The sequence below is a fragment of the Buttiauxella sp. A111 genome, assembly GCF_014189855.1.
In the GTDB taxonomy this organism is placed as follows: Bacteria; Pseudomonadota; Gammaproteobacteria; order Enterobacterales; family Enterobacteriaceae; genus Buttiauxella; species Buttiauxella selenatireducens.
This window is the reverse complement of record NZ_BJFN01000004.1, coordinates 478,909-494,444: the sequence shown is the minus strand read 5'-3', so window position 1 is coordinate 494,444 and position 15,536 is coordinate 478,909. Positions and strand designations below refer to the sequence as shown.

Sequence of the window (15,536 nt, the reverse complement as noted above, 5' to 3'; positions counted from 1 at the left end):
TTTCCTCAGTGCATAATATAAATGGCATAAATAGTTTAACGCTAATTATCGACCAGAGGGCATAAACCGTGAGTAAACAGGCGGGAATGTAAAAACGCCACCGCAGAGGGTGGCGTTGGAGGCGTTATTTCAATTCATCAACCATTGTGATGGCGCGGCCAATATAGTTAGCCGGGGTCATCTGTTTCAGACGAACTTTCTCTTCTTCTGGCAGTTCGAGGCTGTCGATAAACTGTTTCATGCCTTCGGCATCTACACGCTTACCGCGCGTCAGTTCTTTCAGCTTCTCGTACGGCTTTTCAATACCGTAACGACGCATCACGGTCTGAATTGGCTCAGCCAACACTTCCCAGTTGAGATCCAGCTCTGCCAGCAGACGGTCACGGTTCACTTCCAGTTTGCTCACGCCTTTCAGAGTGGACTGGTACGCAATCAGCGCATAGCCAATGCCAACACCGAGGTTACGCAGCACGGTGGAGTCAGTCAGGTCGCGCTGCCAGCGGGAAACAGGCAGTTTGCTCGCCAGGTGTTGTAGCATCGCGTTAGACAGGCCCAGGTTGCCTTCGGAGTTTTCGAAGTCAATTGGGTTCACTTTATGCGGCATGGTAGAAGAACCGATTTCGCCTGCGATGGTTTTCTGTTTGAAATGATTCAGGGCTATGTAACCCCAAACATCACGATCAAAGTCGATCAGAATGGTGTTGAAACGCGCAATGCAATCAAACAATTCAGCGATGTAATCGTGTGGTTCGATTTGCGTGGTGTACGGGTTCCACTGGATGCCCAGAGACGTCACGAACTCCTCGCTGAACTGGTGCCAGTCAACTTCCGGGTAAGCCGCAATGTGGGCGTTATAGTTGCCGACAGCGCCGTTGATTTTGCCCAGAATGTCCACTTTCTCAAGCTGACGGAACTGGCGTTCCATACGGTAAGCCACGTTCGCCATCTCTTTACCCATGGTCGATGGGGTCGCAGGCTGGCCGTGAGTACGAGAAAGCAGAGGAATGTCGCGATACTGAACCGACAGATCTTTCACAGCGTCAATCACTTTACGCCAGTATGGCAGTACCACATCTTTGCGGGCGGTTTCCAGCATCAAAGCGTGGGACAGGTTGTTGATGTCTTCTGAAGTACAGGCGAAGTGAATGAATTCAGATACCGCATGCAGGGCAGGAATGGCGGCCACTTTTTCTTTCAGAAAATACTCAACGGCCTTTACGTCGTGATTGGTGGTGCGTTCAATGGTCTTGATGCGTGCTGCATCTTCTTCACTGAATTCAGCAACAATTTTATCAAGGTAACCGTTTGCGTCTGCGTCAAAAGCAGGAACTTCCTTGATCGCTGTGTGCGTGGCCAATTTTTGAAGCCAACGTACTTCGACTTGTACGCGAAATTTCAGCAGACCAAATTCGCTGAAAATAGCGCGCAGAGCGCTGACTTTGTCACCGTAACGTCCATCAACGGGGGAAACGGCGGTCAGTGAGGATAATTCCATAAGTTACAACTCCAGAGAGGTTAACAATGAGCAAGAATTTGTTTGGCCTGAGCACACAGGCGATTACGAGAAAACATTAACTGCAAGCGTCCACCGCCCACCTGGTGCCACAGCACGGCGGCGCGAATACCGGCCAGCAACGAAGCGCGGACCTTGCTTTGCACCTGCGGGCTTTGAAGCACTGCGGGGGAACCGGTGACTTGAATACGTGGGCCAAGCGGGCTGATGACATCAACATAGATCCCTGCCATAGCGCTCAGAAGCGTATCGGACTCAAGATCAAAATGTTCAAGTTGGCGTTGTAAGCCGGAAATACTTGAGCCGAGCTTATCCATCGCACCTTTGCTGCCGTGAAGTTTACGTTCCAGCACCATCAGGCTCAACGTGTAGCGCGTCAGCTCAGCATTCAGACCCTGACGATTGCTGGCATTCAACACGCCCAGCAAGGTTTCGAGGCCAAGTTTCAGGTTTGCTTCGTTGCCACCAAAAACGTCCAGCGTGGAGCCTGGGTTTTGGTCGATAACACTGTTCAACGAAACATGAAGCGCATCATTATCGCAATGCCCCTGGTGAGCCAATTGCTGAACCAGACGGGCAGACTGGCAAATCCCGGCCAGTGCGATAGTGATGTCATAGTAATTTTTGGCCACTAAGGGTTCCGTCCTCTTATTATTCAATAACGAGCGGCAGACGCTGCTCAATAACACCACCACCGAGGCACACTTCACCGAGATAGAACACGGCAGACTGACCAGGGGTGACGGCGGCAACGGGTTCTTCAAAACGAACTTCAATGCGATCCGCATCCAACGGTGTGATAACGCAAGGAAGATCGGTCTGGCGATAACGGGTTTTCACGGTACAGGCCAACGGCTCGGTCAGCGTTTCGCGTGATACCCAATGCAACTGCTGTGCAATCAGGCCAACCGACATCAAACGCGGGTGGTCATGACCTTGCGCGACCACCAGAATATTGTTCTCAACGTCTTTATCGACCACATACCATGGGTCTTCGCTACCTTCTTTGGTACCGCCGATGCCCAGACCTTTACGCTGACCCAGCGTGTGGTACATCAGGCCCTGATGCTCGCCGATGGTTTCGCCATCAACTGTGACGATTTTACCCGGTTGCGCAGGCAGGTAACGGCCAAGGAATTCACGGAATTTGCGCTCACCGATAAAACAGATTCCGGTGGAGTCTTTTTTCTTCGCGGTTGCCAAATCCAACTCTTCGGCAATACGGCGCACTTCAGGCTTTTCCAGCTCACCGACCGGGAACAGGCTTTGCGCGATTTGCTCGTGTCCAAGCGTATAGAGGAAGTAGCTTTGATCTTTGTTGCTGTCTAACCCACGGAGCAGGCGACTTTTACCGTCCACATCATCGCGACGCACGTAGTGACCGGTGGCGATGTAATCGGCACCTAAATCTTCGGCGGCAAATTCGAGGAAGGCTTTAAATTTGATTTCTTTGTTGCACAGAATATCCGGGTTTGGCGTACGCCCAGCTTTGTACTCTTCCAGGAAGTGTTCAAACACGTTATCCCAGTATTCTGCGGCAAAGTTTACGGTGTGCAGCTCAATGCCGAGTTTATCGCAAACGGCTTGCGCATCCGCCAAATCAGCGGCTGCGGTGCAGTACTCCTCGCCATCGTCCTCTTCCCAGTTCTTCATGAACAGGCCTTCCACCTTGTAACCTTGTTGTTGCAACAAGTATGCGGAAACGGAGGAATCGACACCGCCGGACATCCCGACGATCACTTTTTTCTGGCTGTTATCAGACATGGAGTAACTCACGACATTGAACTTAAAGGCGGCGTATTCTATCACGCATCACCGGGGCTGGCACCCCTAACTAAACGGCCAATTGAATGCACCCAGCATGCTGAGCGGATATCGTTCAGCGCGTTGATAGCAGCGGATGCTTTCGGCAACTAAAGGCGAGCGCAAATTTCCTGCGTTAACAATTTGTTGCGGATCCAGCCATAAGCAACGATCGATGTCGTTATCATGCGGTGTGGTGGGGAGTTGTTCTTCAAGATCGATAGAGAACAAGAAACGCAAGAAAGGTGTTTTATCCGGTGCTATCCACTGGTGCATGCGGATAAACGTCTGCGGCTCGGCGCGAATTCCGGTTTCTTCATACAGCTCACGGCGTGCGGCTTCAACCAGCGTTTCGTCTGCTTCAAGATGCCCGGCGGGCTGATTCCACAACGCTTTGCCGTTAATGGTTTCTTCTACGACCAGAAATTTCCCTTGCGCCTGAACCACGCAAGCAACGGTAACGTGCGGTTTAAACATCAGTAATCTCCTGCCTTACACATCGTTAGCGTGATCATTATAAAGTGATATGGATCACATTTTTTAAGGTGACATATACTCGTGAGGTCTGGCACTTTCCACGAGGGTACTTCGATGCAACTTACCACGCGCATTATGCCACAGAGCAAACGTATCGCTTTAGTGGCACACGATCCTTGCAAACCTGACCTTCTCAACTGGGCCGTTGATAATCAAATGGCGCTCAGCAACCATATCATTTATGCAACCGGTACAACGGGGAACCTGTTGCAGACCCACACACGCTTGTCCGTTCTGGCGTTAATGAGCGGCTCGATTAGGGGCGATCAACAGCTTGGTTATTTGATTGCCTCGGGCCAGATTGATGTACTTATTTTCTTCTGGGATCCGCTCAGTGCCGTACCCCATCACTCTGACGTCAAAGCATTAATGCGGCTGGCAACAGCCTGGAACATTCCCATTGCCAGTAATGCGTGTAGTGCAAACTTCTTGATTCATTCATCTTTGTTCGAACAAGCACTGGAAATTACTGTCCCGGATGGCGATGCGTTCCTCAGCAGCCGGGTCTCTCACGTCACACAACACGGCGTTAATACGCAGCAGCTTTTATAGCGATTCCAGCGGAATCTCCCGCCATTCACCCGGTGCCAAATCGGCAAGCTCCAGATTACCCATAGCAAACCTTATCAGGCGCAGTGTTGGATAACCCACATGCGCCGTCATCCGTCGCACCTGTCGGTTTCGTCCCTCATATAATGTTATTTTCAGCCAACTTGTTGGGATAGCTTTGCGCTCTCGAATAGGTGGATTTCGAGCCCAAAGCCACTCAGGCTCTTCAACCAGCTCCGCGCCAGCGGGCAGGGTAGGGCCGTCGTTGAGTGTGACGCCCTTGCGTAAAGATTCCAGCGCTTCTTCCGTTGGCGAACCTTCAACCTGCACGAAATAGACTTTACCGGTGCGTTTGCCTGGTTGCGTCAGTTTTGCCTGTAACACACCGTCATTGGTTAACACCAACAAACCTTCACTATCGCGATCAAGGCGACCCGCCGCGTAAATTCCTTGTAACGGTATGTAATCTTTCAGCGTGCTGCGACCCGCTTCATCAGTGAATTGCGGTAGCACATCGTAGGGTTTATTGAAGATAACTAGCCGCTTCGGTCCAACATCCTGCTTTTTTTTGGCAGGACGTCGCGTGCTGAATCGTTCAACTGGGTGATTTCTAAAAGAAGTTTTATTCATAGTGTTTTCAGACGTTAGGGATTAACGCATTATAACGGAAATCACCAGTGATTGGCGCGGGCCTGATATTCAAGTAGTATTGACACGCACATTACAAGTCATTAACAAAAAGAAGCGCTCGAAGGAGAGGTTAATGGAAAGCAAAGTAGTTGTTCCGGCGGAAGGTAAAAAGATCACCCTGCAAGATGGCAAACTGAATGTTCCTCACAACCCAATCATTCCTTTCATTGAAGGTGATGGTATCGGTGTGGACGTGACGCCTGCGATGATCAAAGTGGTTGATGCCGCCGTGCAGAAAGCCTACAAAGGCGAGCGGAAAATTTCCTGGATGGAAATCTATACCGGCGAAAAATCTACCCAACTTTATGGCCAGGACGTCTGGCTGCCAGAAGAAACTCTGGATCTGATTCGTGACTACCGCGTTGCTATCAAAGGCCCACTGACGACTCCAGTTGGCGGCGGTATTCGTTCTCTGAACGTTGCTCTGCGTCAGCAACTTGACCTGTATGTCTGCCTGCGTCCGGTGCGTTACTACCAGGGTACGCCAAGCCCGGTTAAACACCCAGAATTGACCAACATGGTCATCTTCCGTGAAAACTCAGAAGATATTTATGCGGGTATCGAGTGGAAGGCTGACAGCGCAGAAGCTGAAAAAGTCATCAAATTCCTGCGTGATGAAATGGGCGTAACGAAAATTCGTTTCCCAGAACATTGCGGTATCGGCATCAAGCCTTGTTCTGAAGAAGGCACCAAACGCCTGGTTCGTGCAGCCATCGAATACGCAATCACCAATGACCGTGATTCCGTAACGCTGGTTCACAAAGGCAACATCATGAAATTCACCGAAGGTGCTTTCAAAGACTGGGGCTACCAGCTAGCGCGTGAAGAGTTTGGTGGCGAGCTTATCGATGGCGGCCCTTGGGTTAAACTGAAAAACCCTAACACCGGCAAAGAGATCGTTGTCAAAGACGTGATCGCTGATGCATTCCTGCAACAGATCCTGCTGCGCCCTGCTGAATATGATGTCATTGCTTGTATGAACCTGAACGGTGACTACATTTCTGACGCCCTGGCAGCCCAGGTTGGCGGTATCGGTATCGCACCAGGTGCTAACATCGGTGACGAATGCGCACTGTTCGAAGCTACCCACGGTACAGCACCGAAATATGCAGGCCAGGATAAAGTGAACCCAGGTTCTATCATCCTGTCCGCAGAAATGATGCTGCGTCATATGGAATGGTTCGAAGCGGCTGATTTAATTGTTAAAGGTATGGAAGGCGCGATTAACGCGAAAACTGTAACTTACGATTTCGAACGTCTGATGGATGGCGCTAAACTACTGAAATGCTCTGAGTTTGGCGACGCGATGATCGAACATATGTAATTAGCGATTTTGCTGATTTTAAAGCGGGAGCCTGGTGCTCCCGTTTTTTATGAAAGACTTTTGCAAAACGGATTTAATTATTAAAACTCAGATAGTTCAACGCAGTAAAAAGAAACTGGCAGAAATGAATACAACGCAAAGAAATTATTTGCATCAGAAATCGAGCAGTTCATCCTCCTTGATGATTTCCTCTACTATTTCAGAGACGTAGCTTGGGTTGCCATCTGCATCACGCAGCCAGACGGTCACAAAATCACCTTTCTGCACCGTATCGGCATACAGGTCACCGACCGTGCCACCTTTGAGAGCGACAACATATCTTTTCATGTTTTTCCTCTTTCGTATGATGGCCCGCTTTTCGATGGGGCTGGATATCCCTGTCCCCATGTAGATAACATATATTCCCTGAATATAGGAAATCAGCATTAGTTTTTTAATACAAATTTGAACTTGTATCCCGCACGGGTTACTGCGCCTAACGTTTTATATCAGCCTGTGCGTAGCGCGTCAGCTGCTGCATGCTGTTGTCAGGCGCAAGACCAGGTCTTATACCGGCTTGATGTTCTGATTCATCCGGAACAGGTTCGTCGGGTCGTACTTATTCTTGAGTTCCACGAGTCGATTGTAGGTCGCACCGTAAGCGAAGGCGATGCGGTCGGCCTCCTCCTGAGTGAGGAAGTTGATGTAAGCACCGCTACTGGCAAACGGTTGTGATTTCGCGAAGAATTCGCGCGCCCAGGCGATGCAGTGCTCATCCTCGGTGGCGGACTCCCAGCGACCGTGCACATTCATCACGTAATTGGCATCCCGGCTTGAGTAGGCCATTGCTTCGGGTGCTACGCTCGCCGTCTGACCACCAATAGTCCCGATGAATATCTCACACTGGGGTGATGGCAACTTCGCTGCGTATTCGATGATGGCATCGATAACGCCGTCACTGAGTTGCGAGAAGTTGTGTGACTTCCAGTAGTTGCGCGCTCCTTTTGACAATAACGGATCGAATGCCTGCTGCCAGGCGGTATAGGGTTGTACTCCGATGTGCTCACCGAGCACCGTACCGAACCCGCGCAGTGGCTCAATCAACTTCTCGCCCTCCTCAGGATCGCCCACATAGCACAGAGCAAGCGCAACCATCTCTTTCCCGTGAACGTCCTCGGGCAGGAAGGGTAGCGGAGGTGCCTTGCGCGTGACCATCCAAACATTGAGCTCTTCAGGCATCGTCTCGGTGAATCGGGCGAACTGCGAGATCACAGACTTTGCCTGATCAAATGGAAAGACGATGAGCCCACTCAGTACGTTCGGCCCGACGGGATGGAGCTGGAATTCGAAGCGAGTCACAACACCGAAGTTGCCACCTCCACCCCGAAGCCCCCAAAAGAGATCCGCATTTTCTGATTCACTGGCGTGCAGTTGACTCCCATCTGCCGTGACGACCTCCGCGGAGAGCAGATTATCTATAGTCATACCGTACTTCCGACTCAGCCAGCCGAACCCGCCGCCGAGTGTCAGGCCGGCTACACCGGTGGTCGAGTTGATGCCCAGCGGTGTGGCGAGTCCATGCGCCTGCACAACCTCATCAAAGTCGCCAAGGGTGCAGCCAGGTTCAACGCTAGCCCTACGGGTTGTCAGGTCCACTTGCACGTTCTTCATCAACGAGAGGTCGATCATCAGACCGCCGTCGCACACAGCATTACCCGCGATATTGTGGCCACCTCCTCGGATCGAAATGAGGAGATTTTGCGTGCGCCCAAATTCGATGGCCTTGACCACATCCTCAGGGGACGAGCAGCGAGCTATAAGCGCGGGTTTGCGGTCGATCATGGCGTTCCAGATCTGGCGCACCTCGTCGTAGCCTGCATCGTCAGGAAGCATCACCTCCCCCTGGAAGTGCGTTTTGAACTCGTCGATATTTACCTTTTGTAACTCCTTCATGATTGTCTCCTGGTGTTGAGTATCCCTACTAATTATGGTGGTTTTCCCAGGATCTGATGGTTTGAGTGGCACTTATTAGGGAGTTTATTGACGTTCGCCGTCATCAGGAGGCGTACCCGATCACTCATCTGGAGGATGACATTGAGGTATTCAGAGACAATGATGCGCCCGCACATGACAGCCGGTAGGATTACCGGCTGTCATTCTGGGTTTAAAATGAATGACTTGATATTCTATTTCACGTCATAAATATATTTTAATTTCCAGGAAATAAAATTATTGGGCGGATAAAATTATGCCGTCGTTGTTTCTAACTCCATTTTTTGCTTCTTAATCCTTTTGGCGAGAAGCGTTGAACACACAAAGCCCATAAGGCTGAATGCTACCATCACGCTAAATACATAATTATATCCGGTGATTCCTTTAAAATTATCAAGAAGTGCGCCGTACAGGGTATAAGCAAACATGGCTGGCATATAACCTATAATACAACCAAATGCCATCGCTGAACCACTATATTGACGTGATATTCCGATCTCATCCATGGGAGCAAAGAAAATCGCACGCTGGGAAAATATAATTGCACCAAATCCTAATGTCACCGCCATCCCTACATAAACATTCATGGATTGGTGAGGTAACTGAATAAAGAAGATCATGGCAATTGCCGCAATCAGGAATGTCCATTTGAGATAGACAGTTGGAGATTTGGTCACTTTATCGGCAAGGAATCCACCAATTGGGCCACCGACCATTTTTAACGCATATTGGTTAATGATACCGTACGCCCCAACAAAGGCGACGGGCAGCATATAGATATCCTTTAAGAAAGGAATGAAATAGGTTAAACCACAATAAGCAGCATACACGAAGAATATGCCAAAAGCTGCCAGCCATACATTGACGCAGGACAGGACGTGCTTGATACCTCTGATGACTTCCATATTTGCGCTGCTGTTATCGTGAGTGACAACTTTGTCATCATCATCAACAATGAAATACGTAACAACGCCTACGGCAAGTGTTATTAACGTGTAGAAAAGTAGGCCAGCCTGCATGCCTGCTTTTCCTTCGCCAAATTGAACAAAAATAAACAATGCACCTGATGCGACAATAACATCCACAACACCACGTCCGGCTTCAAGGAAACCAAACATTCGTCCTTGTTCTTCCTTATTTCCCAACAGGCGTACCGCTTTCAATAACACGGGCCAGAAAACAACGTCACCAAAGAAGGCCATTGCTGCAAAGCAAATCAGATAACCCGTAAATGAAGGCAGTGTTGCTAAATATAGTCCGCATAAACCAACACCAATCAATCCGAATGGTAACAGTATTTTCTTAGAATAACGGTCAGCAATGTAAAGAGAAAGAAATAGACCTGTAGTCTGGACTATGGTGTATACCGTGAAACCCAGACCAATCTGTGTATTGGTTAAACCCCAGTCACTTTGCATTGGGACGTAAAATACATCCTTCATGCTGGATAGTTTAAATATGGTGCCACCACCGAGAATTAAAAAGCACAGCCGTGCCCACTTGCTCATAAACATAATTACACCTTCACTGGCAGAAAAGCATAAAGGGGGGAACCTCCCATGTTCGCAATTGAAAATATCAATGCGCCAGGAAAGCTATATAATTTTTATCTGTATGGTGTTAATTTAAAACATTATTGATTATTAATAAATTTACTGCATATATTTCTGACGTAGTGAATTTGCTCTATTGCGTGTGCAGATTCTTTGGCAAGACGCTCATCAACTTTATCGGCATCAGGTAATGGTGTATAACTTGCGGTTCTCCAGGGTATCCATGGATTATCACCTTCATCATCGAAACGGAAAGCTGGAGCAAAGTAATCGACTTCTTCCTCAAGCCCGAAAGAAATCACCTGGGGTCTATCTTCTCCCAGCAATAATAATTCTCTGAGCATTTCTTCCATCGGTAATTCACCATACCCGGAGCGGCATGCTTCATGTGCCCAACCTAAATTTTCCTTAATGATTTTGGCATCTTTTACATGTACTTGCGTTATATAGGGTGCCATGATTTTTAGGGCGTCAAGTGGCTTTTCATTCGCGTTAATCATATTGCCAAAATCAAAAAGTATTGAGAGATTCTTCATCCCACTATTTTTTACTAAGCTGACCAATTCCTCCCCTTTCAAATCTTCATGCTGTTCAATAGTGAAGGTTAAGCCGCAATCATCGAATTGAGATAAATATTGTATATCTAAAGAGATCTTTTTCATGACATCTTGCAGATGCCCCTCATAGCGAGGGTAAAAACGTACAGATGATGCGCCTGTAACACGGGCAATCCTGATGGCATCGTCCAGTGTCTCTTTATCAGAAGCGCTTGTTTCAATGTTAACATCCAGGCCGTAATTTTCGGCTCTCTTCCTGAAGTCAATTAACTGATGATCACTCAATTTTTGTAAGGCCTGAGACTCACCATCTTCAACATGAATTTTCACACCCTGTAATTTATGCTGATGCGCGATATCTAACAGATCTCCTGGTAGAATTCGTTCATATCGCATATTTAAATGGAATGCATAGGCATGCAAATACAAAGGGATATTCCTGGCTCGCTCTGCGAGGTATTCACTTTCTGATGTTTTCATAATTACCCTCATTCATCTTGAATATATAGTTCAACGGACTCCAGTCTCCAGTACTCAAAGTCAACCTGAACCACTTTTTTTTCACGTGTTGCCCGATGTTTTTCGACCAGAATGACGAAAGTATTTGGTGCAACACCTAATTCTTTGCACGCCTGGTCTGGTATTTTTACGGGTTTGAATATCATGCTTTTAATACTCAGAAACTGGCTATATTCTTTTTCCCAGACATCTGCAAAAGACTGATTGTTGATTTTTTTTATAAAACCAGGAGCAAAGTCGGCATCAATATAGGACTCGTGATAAAAAACTTTGTGCCCATCAAGACCACACCATCCCGTAACACGATAACTGTGAGCATTTTCAGAGAAAGCTTTCACCACATTGATGGGAGGAGCTTCACATTGCTCTTCTTCCAGATATCCCCAAAACGGATTCCGCCCCTGAGCACGAGCTTCAGCATTAAAGCTGGACTGTGCTTTAGGGTTATAGATGAAGCGTTTAGGGGCAATAAACCAACCACTCCGATTTTTCCTGAAGATGACGGACTCAACCTCCAGCTCAAGTAAAACTTGTCTCAGTGTCATTCTCTGTGCATCCAGCAATTCACAGAGTTCCCGTTCGGAAGGAAGCCTTGAACCTGCTGCCAGATTTGTCTCAGATAACCACTTTTCAAGACGCTCTCTGTTGATATCTACATTGCTTAAATTTTTCATTTTCACCAGACTGGTATAAACCAATTTTTCCCTACGGTAAGTTATTTAGCTTTAATCGCAAGTTTTTCCGTCAGTTGTGATCGTTTTTTGTGCTTCCCGTCCCATATGTCAGCTTTGAACGCTTTGGCCGACAGTGAGATGGACATGTAGTCCAAATAACGATCAAACTGAACAGAAAATGATGGGTTGAGGTTGAAGAGGGGGTTGTTGTGGGGTTTTTGGTTTGTGATGCTGAACTTACACGTTGTCACCGGAACCCGGTGTTGTTTGATGGACAAGAAATAAAGAGAAGAGGGGGCTTAAATTAATAAATCTCAGGTTGTTACTTGATATTTATGCTAATTGAACCATGGCTGGCGATAAGCAATGAGCATTAATAATATGACTATTAATGCTTTTCTTAATATGAATATGGCCGTATTCGCTGACGCTGTGGGCAACAGCATACTTTAATCTGTTGCCCACAACTCAAATACTGTGATTACCAGAAAACGTTAGCTTGCAGACCAACGGCCCAGGTGTCGTTGGAATGGCCGTTTTCGAAGGCGCTACCTGAGTTATCCCAGTTATCTGAACTGCTATCAAAATAGCTGGCATACAGACGTAATTCAGGTTTGTCGCGACCGTAAGTCAGAGCCTGAGCGATGGTATATTTCGAACCGCTGCGGTCATAGTTTGCCCCATCAACAGTTTTCTCATCATCGAAGTAACCCAGCTCAACGTAAGTGCGGGTATAGTCGGACCAGTGATAGGTCACTTTGGCGCTGGCGGAGACCGTTGTGCCTTCCCCTTTGTTTCCATTCCACAGCTCAACATCGTTGGCGGTTGCATAGTTGATTGCGTGACTCAGATCCCAATCTTTTGCTAATGGGATGACACCGTAGTTGCGTAATGCCCAACCGTTACCGCTTTTCACTGTACCGTTCAGGGTGTCTGCAGCACCGAAAGTTACCCCTTGTAAGACTGAACCATCAGAATAATATTGTATGACGGTATTGTTGGTGCCTGTATCAAGGACCTGCTGCTTCACGACGGCCATAACAGTTTGGCCATCAGAATAATCGTGGTTGTTATGCTGAATTTGCTCATCGCTGGCATCAGCTCCAAGGTATTTATAGCCCACGGCGAGGGTAGCACCACTCCACAGAGGTTGGCTGTCATACATTAATTCCAATTGGTTGGAATCGACTAAATCATCAACATCAACGCTGTCGAGTTCGCCATCAGCCCCAATTGAGTTATCTTCTTCAATATCGCGATGAAGCACGGCAACAGAAAGTTTGCCTTGCCCCAGAGACATTTTTTCTATCCCGCCGCCAACGTTAGTGTGGTTCCAGTAGTCATAGTCGTTTGCATCAATACTGTATTTGTTATATTGACGGATACCAACCCATGTTGTTTCTTCTAATCCCAGGAAGTTACGGAATTGCATATTCAGGTTTTCCCAACCGAATGGATTATCACCATTATTACTGTTGGAATCACCATCATACATGTTAATCATGGTCTGAATATAAACAGACTGATTACCTGTGTTATATAACTCTTTCCCAAAGCCAATTTCTGCATAGGTATCGAATTCATTACCCAGACGGCCTACTTTATTTTTCTGAAAACTGCCACCGACAGCTTCTTTCATCGAACCGTTTTCACCACCCGCAACCCCAGCACGGAAATATCCGTAGAAATCAATACCGGCTAAAGGATCTGCGGCAACGATGGTTTTAGAAGCTGCCGCTGTAGTTTCAGTTGCGAATACAGTAGTAGGGAGTAGTGCAAGTGTAACGGAAACAGCTAAGGGTAAGAGAGTTGTTTTCACTATATTTCTTCCTGAATTAAAATTAATAGTACAGAATTTTGTTAAATTTAATAGAAGGCAAAATAAACACATTTAACTGAAATGCAGTTAAAGTGTTGATTGTTTAATTAAATAGGCCTCATAAGTTTTGCATTATATTGTCTGGTAAGTTGGATAAGCTAGAGGAGGGGCGGCGGTTTTTTATTTAAAAATAAACCATATAAAGTTAACAGGGTGTGTTTTTTATCTCGGTAATGCGTTAAGTTGAATGGCCAATATACGATGGTCGATAATGCTGTACTGCTACAAATGATGCCCTGACACAATTAATGAGCGCAAACAGTATTATTTGAATTATCATGTATTTTCTGGATGTTTTGGTTCGTTTAAGGTAGGTGAAAGAGGTGTTTATGACCGGAGGAATTAATCTCGCAGAGTGTGATATTAATGTGGTCAAACAGGTTGTTGATTGTAATTGTTCTGTTCCAAATATTGCGATTCAGCACTGACTACTCAATTCCTCTCGTTAAAAATGACAGCGAACCTGCTGAAATGTGAAAAGCTTAGCGAGGCGATGATCGGAAGGTTATCAATCGCTTGAGCCAGACAGCGACTTTGATTTAAGAAGTTGCACTCGTGATGACTATAATTTAGACACGCCATCCTGGCGCGACTCGCCTATTGTGGAGACTTATTATGAAGAAATATGCATTGATACTACTGGCTGCTTCTACCCTGATAGCGGCAATTCCTGCACAGGCTACTGAACAGTCAAGACAACGTCAGGATGCCCGTGATGTGAGACAGGGCACTCGTCAGGTGTCGCGTGACATTAAGCAAGAGTGTCGCGATGGTCTTGTCGGCAATGCTGATTGTCGCCAGGATCACCGTCAAAATAAGCAGGAAGGCCGTGATAAAGCCCGCGATATCAAGTATTGAGATGCACTGTGAGGTGTAAGAGTTCGCGCCACTCAGATATAGCACTGAAGCGAATCTGCTGGCCGGGTATTTCATGATTCCAAAATGATTTCAACACGTCGCGCGGAAAGATAAGTTTAAAATTGTATTTCTTCCTGCGCGACGAGCTAAGCCACTGAAGGGTATTATTTGTGCCCGCCATACGGGTGCGCTAGTCACTTCTGGGCTTAACACATTTAGGAATTTATTATGAAAAAATATGCATTAGTGTTGCTTGCTGCTTCCACCCTAATGACCGCGGTACCAGCATTGGCAACTGAGCAGGCGCAAGAGCGCCAGGACGGACGTCAAGCTAAGCAAGAGTGTCGTGATGGTCTTGTTGGCAATGCCGATTGTCGCCAGGAAAAACGCGATATCAAGCACTGATAGAGAAGGGGTAAGAATGACTCCTGATTAGTGCAGAAAAACCCGGCTTAATCGTCGGGTTATTTTTTAGGGACTTTATTTGTCGCCCATCTTCGTGAAGAAATCCTCAAGCCAATGTGCTAAATCAGCAGTAAGGTTGTTTCCACTTCTATATCACTCGCTTTTACAAATACTGTTTACTGAAAGCCTTCTCTGCGCTGGGTTCTCTTTTCCACTATTTGCGACAAGGTCTCACTCAATGACCAGACTGCTTATTGGCAAGCATCGAAACGGACACGGATACCTCGTAACCTAATAAATATAAAGCTTGTTCCAGGGTCTCCACTTTCGATGCATAACGGACATCTAACAGGCGGTCAATCTGCGGGCCATGTTGGTTCAACATCCTTGCAAGGTCAGCCTTACGTGTGCCGGTGTTAATCATTGCATTGTGTAGCGAAGCCTTCAGGCATGTCAGCACAGGAAGGTGAATAGCTAATTCGCCCTTCACAGCTTGAGATGGGAGCGGGACTGGTTTACGCGCATCAATCAACTCTCCAATCATAGCCGTCAACGCCTCCTGCGCCTCCAGTTCGATATCGTCATCGGAAAATGCGACTGAATGCAGATTTTCTAAGTCACGAAAGCTGATTTCGTATTCACCAGTTTCTTCATCTATTGCGACCGCAGCGGGATACTTAAACATAAAACCTCTTTGGATTTAT

The 15,536-nt window shown here is 47.2% G+C and carries 16 protein-coding genes; 4 read left to right on the top strand and 12 right to left on the bottom strand.

What is annotated here, in order from left to right; genetic code table 11:
* Positions 1-124: 124 nt before the first annotated feature.
* From purB to BSPA111_RS14600, 4 genes are all read right to left on the bottom strand, one after another.
* Positions 125-1,495, bottom strand: a complete 1,371-nt coding sequence (purB, locus tag BSPA111_RS14615) for an adenylosuccinate lyase (RefSeq protein ID WP_183271868.1) — start codon at positions 1,493-1,495, stop codon at positions 125-127.
* A 20-nt stretch (positions 1,496-1,515) separates the two neighbouring features.
* Positions 1,516-2,145, bottom strand: coding sequence for a high frequency lysogenization protein HflD (hflD, locus tag BSPA111_RS14610; protein ID WP_183271867.1), 630 nt, complete (start codon positions 2,143-2,145; stop codon positions 1,516-1,518).
* 19 nt (positions 2,146-2,164) lie between these two features.
* Positions 2,165-3,277 carry a tRNA 2-thiouridine(34) synthase MnmA gene (gene mnmA, locus BSPA111_RS14605; protein WP_183271866.1) on the bottom strand — a complete coding sequence of 371 codons (1,113 nt, stop codon included), beginning with the start codon at positions 3,275-3,277 and terminating at the stop codon, positions 2,165-2,167.
* 66 nt (positions 3,278-3,343) lie between these two features.
* Positions 3,344-3,793 (bottom strand): NUDIX hydrolase, encoded by a 450-nt coding sequence (locus BSPA111_RS14600; RefSeq protein ID WP_183271865.1) that lies wholly within the window; start codon positions 3,791-3,793, stop codon positions 3,344-3,346.
* 114 nt (positions 3,794-3,907) lie between these two features.
* On the opposite strand from BSPA111_RS14600, the gene BSPA111_RS14595 reads away from it, so the two are divergent.
* Positions 3,908-4,405 carry a methylglyoxal synthase gene (locus BSPA111_RS14595; RefSeq protein WP_183271864.1) on the top strand — a complete coding sequence of 166 codons (498 nt, stop codon included), beginning with the start codon at positions 3,908-3,910 and terminating at the stop codon, positions 4,403-4,405.
* On the opposite strand, the gene rluE is transcribed toward BSPA111_RS14595, so the two are convergent.
* Complete coding sequence (gene rluE / locus BSPA111_RS14590) at positions 4,400-5,032, bottom strand: 23S rRNA pseudouridine(2457) synthase RluE (protein ID WP_183271863.1); 633 nt, start codon at positions 5,030-5,032, stop codon at positions 4,400-4,402. The genes BSPA111_RS14595 and rluE overlap by 6 nt on opposite strands.
* Before the next feature lie 133 nt (positions 5,033-5,165).
* Here rluE and icd point away from each other — a divergent pair, with 133 nt between their 5' ends.
* Complete coding sequence (gene icd / locus BSPA111_RS14585; RefSeq protein WP_064547705.1) at positions 5,166-6,416, top strand: NADP-dependent isocitrate dehydrogenase; 1,251 nt, start codon at positions 5,166-5,168, stop codon at positions 6,414-6,416.
* Between the two features lie 153 nt (positions 6,417-6,569).
* On the opposite strand, the gene BSPA111_RS14580 is transcribed toward icd, so the two are convergent.
* From BSPA111_RS14580 to BSPA111_RS14555, 6 genes are all read right to left on the bottom strand, one after another.
* The gene (locus BSPA111_RS14580; protein ID WP_183271862.1) at positions 6,570-6,743 is read right to left on the bottom strand and encodes a hypothetical protein; all 174 of its coding nucleotides are present in this window, start codon (positions 6,741-6,743) and stop codon (positions 6,570-6,572) included.
* A gap of 219 nt (positions 6,744-6,962) precedes the next feature.
* Positions 6,963-8,348: an FAD-binding oxidoreductase gene (locus BSPA111_RS14575; protein WP_183271861.1), complete on the bottom strand. Its 1,386-nt coding sequence runs from the start codon at positions 8,346-8,348 to the stop codon at positions 6,963-6,965.
* Between the two features lie 293 nt (positions 8,349-8,641).
* The gene (locus tag BSPA111_RS14570) at positions 8,642-9,895 is read right to left on the bottom strand and encodes an MFS transporter (RefSeq protein WP_183271989.1); all 1,254 of its coding nucleotides are present in this window, start codon (positions 9,893-9,895) and stop codon (positions 8,642-8,644) included.
* Between the two features lie 125 nt (positions 9,896-10,020).
* The gene (locus tag BSPA111_RS14565) at positions 10,021-10,977 is read right to left on the bottom strand and encodes a sugar phosphate isomerase/epimerase (protein WP_183271860.1); all 957 of its coding nucleotides are present in this window, start codon (positions 10,975-10,977) and stop codon (positions 10,021-10,023) included.
* Positions 10,978-10,985: 8 nt separating this feature from the next.
* Positions 10,986-11,690 (bottom strand): GntR family transcriptional regulator, encoded by a 705-nt coding sequence (locus BSPA111_RS14560; protein ID WP_183271859.1) that lies wholly within the window; start codon positions 11,688-11,690, stop codon positions 10,986-10,988.
* Between the two features lie 481 nt (positions 11,691-12,171).
* Entirely contained in the window at positions 12,172-13,509 is a 1,338-nt protein-coding gene (locus BSPA111_RS14555; protein ID WP_183271858.1) for a carbohydrate porin, read from the bottom strand.
* 675 nt (positions 13,510-14,184) lie between these two features.
* On the opposite strand from BSPA111_RS14555, the gene BSPA111_RS14550 reads away from it, so the two are divergent.
* Positions 14,185-14,427 (top strand): hypothetical protein, encoded by a 243-nt coding sequence (locus BSPA111_RS14550; RefSeq protein ID WP_183271857.1) that lies wholly within the window; start codon positions 14,185-14,187, stop codon positions 14,425-14,427.
* A 228-nt stretch (positions 14,428-14,655) separates the two neighbouring features.
* Complete coding sequence (locus BSPA111_RS14545; protein ID WP_183271856.1) at positions 14,656-14,832, top strand: hypothetical protein; 177 nt, start codon at positions 14,656-14,658, stop codon at positions 14,830-14,832.
* 235 nt (positions 14,833-15,067) lie between these two features.
* Here BSPA111_RS14545 and BSPA111_RS14540 read toward each other — a convergent pair whose 3' ends face one another.
* Positions 15,068-15,517, bottom strand: coding sequence for a hypothetical protein (locus BSPA111_RS14540; RefSeq protein WP_183271855.1), 450 nt, complete (start codon positions 15,515-15,517; stop codon positions 15,068-15,070).
* Positions 15,518-15,536 lie beyond the last annotated feature (19 nt).

Excerpts from the sequence above, each read along its gene's own strand:
- purB (WP_183271868.1), bottom strand. The coding sequence starts at position 1,495 with ATGGAATTATCCTCACTGACCGCCGTTTCCCCCGTTGATGGACGTTAC.
- mnmA (WP_183271866.1), bottom strand. The coding sequence starts at position 3,277 with ATGTCTGATAACAGCCAGAAAAAAGTGATCGTCGGGATGTCCGGCGGT.
- BSPA111_RS14600 (WP_183271865.1), bottom strand. The coding sequence starts at position 3,793 with ATGTTTAAACCGCACGTTACCGTTGCTTGCGTGGTTCAGGCGCAAGGG.
- BSPA111_RS14595 (WP_183271864.1), top strand. The coding sequence starts at position 3,908 with ATGCAACTTACCACGCGCATTATGCCACAGAGCAAACGTATCGCTTTA.
- rluE (WP_183271863.1), bottom strand. The coding sequence starts at position 5,032 with ATGAATAAAACTTCTTTTAGAAATCACCCAGTTGAACGATTCAGCACG.
- icd (WP_064547705.1), top strand. The coding sequence starts at position 5,166 with ATGGAAAGCAAAGTAGTTGTTCCGGCGGAAGGTAAAAAGATCACCCTG.
- BSPA111_RS14580 (WP_183271862.1), bottom strand. The coding sequence starts at position 6,743 with ATGAAAAGATATGTTGTCGCTCTCAAAGGTGGCACGGTCGGTGACCTG.
- BSPA111_RS14575 (WP_183271861.1), bottom strand. The coding sequence starts at position 8,348 with ATGAAGGAGTTACAAAAGGTAAATATCGACGAGTTCAAAACGCACTTC.
- BSPA111_RS14570 (WP_183271989.1), bottom strand. The coding sequence starts at position 9,895 with ATGAGCAAGTGGGCACGGCTGTGCTTTTTAATTCTCGGTGGTGGCACC.
- BSPA111_RS14565 (WP_183271860.1), bottom strand. The coding sequence starts at position 10,977 with ATGAAAACATCAGAAAGTGAATACCTCGCAGAGCGAGCCAGGAATATC.
- BSPA111_RS14560 (WP_183271859.1), bottom strand. The coding sequence starts at position 11,690 with ATGAAAAATTTAAGCAATGTAGATATCAACAGAGAGCGTCTTGAAAAG.
- BSPA111_RS14550 (WP_183271857.1), top strand. The coding sequence starts at position 14,185 with ATGAAGAAATATGCATTGATACTACTGGCTGCTTCTACCCTGATAGCG.
- BSPA111_RS14545 (WP_183271856.1), top strand. The coding sequence starts at position 14,656 with ATGAAAAAATATGCATTAGTGTTGCTTGCTGCTTCCACCCTAATGACC.
- BSPA111_RS14540 (WP_183271855.1), bottom strand. The coding sequence starts at position 15,517 with ATGTTTAAGTATCCCGCTGCGGTCGCAATAGATGAAGAAACTGGTGAA.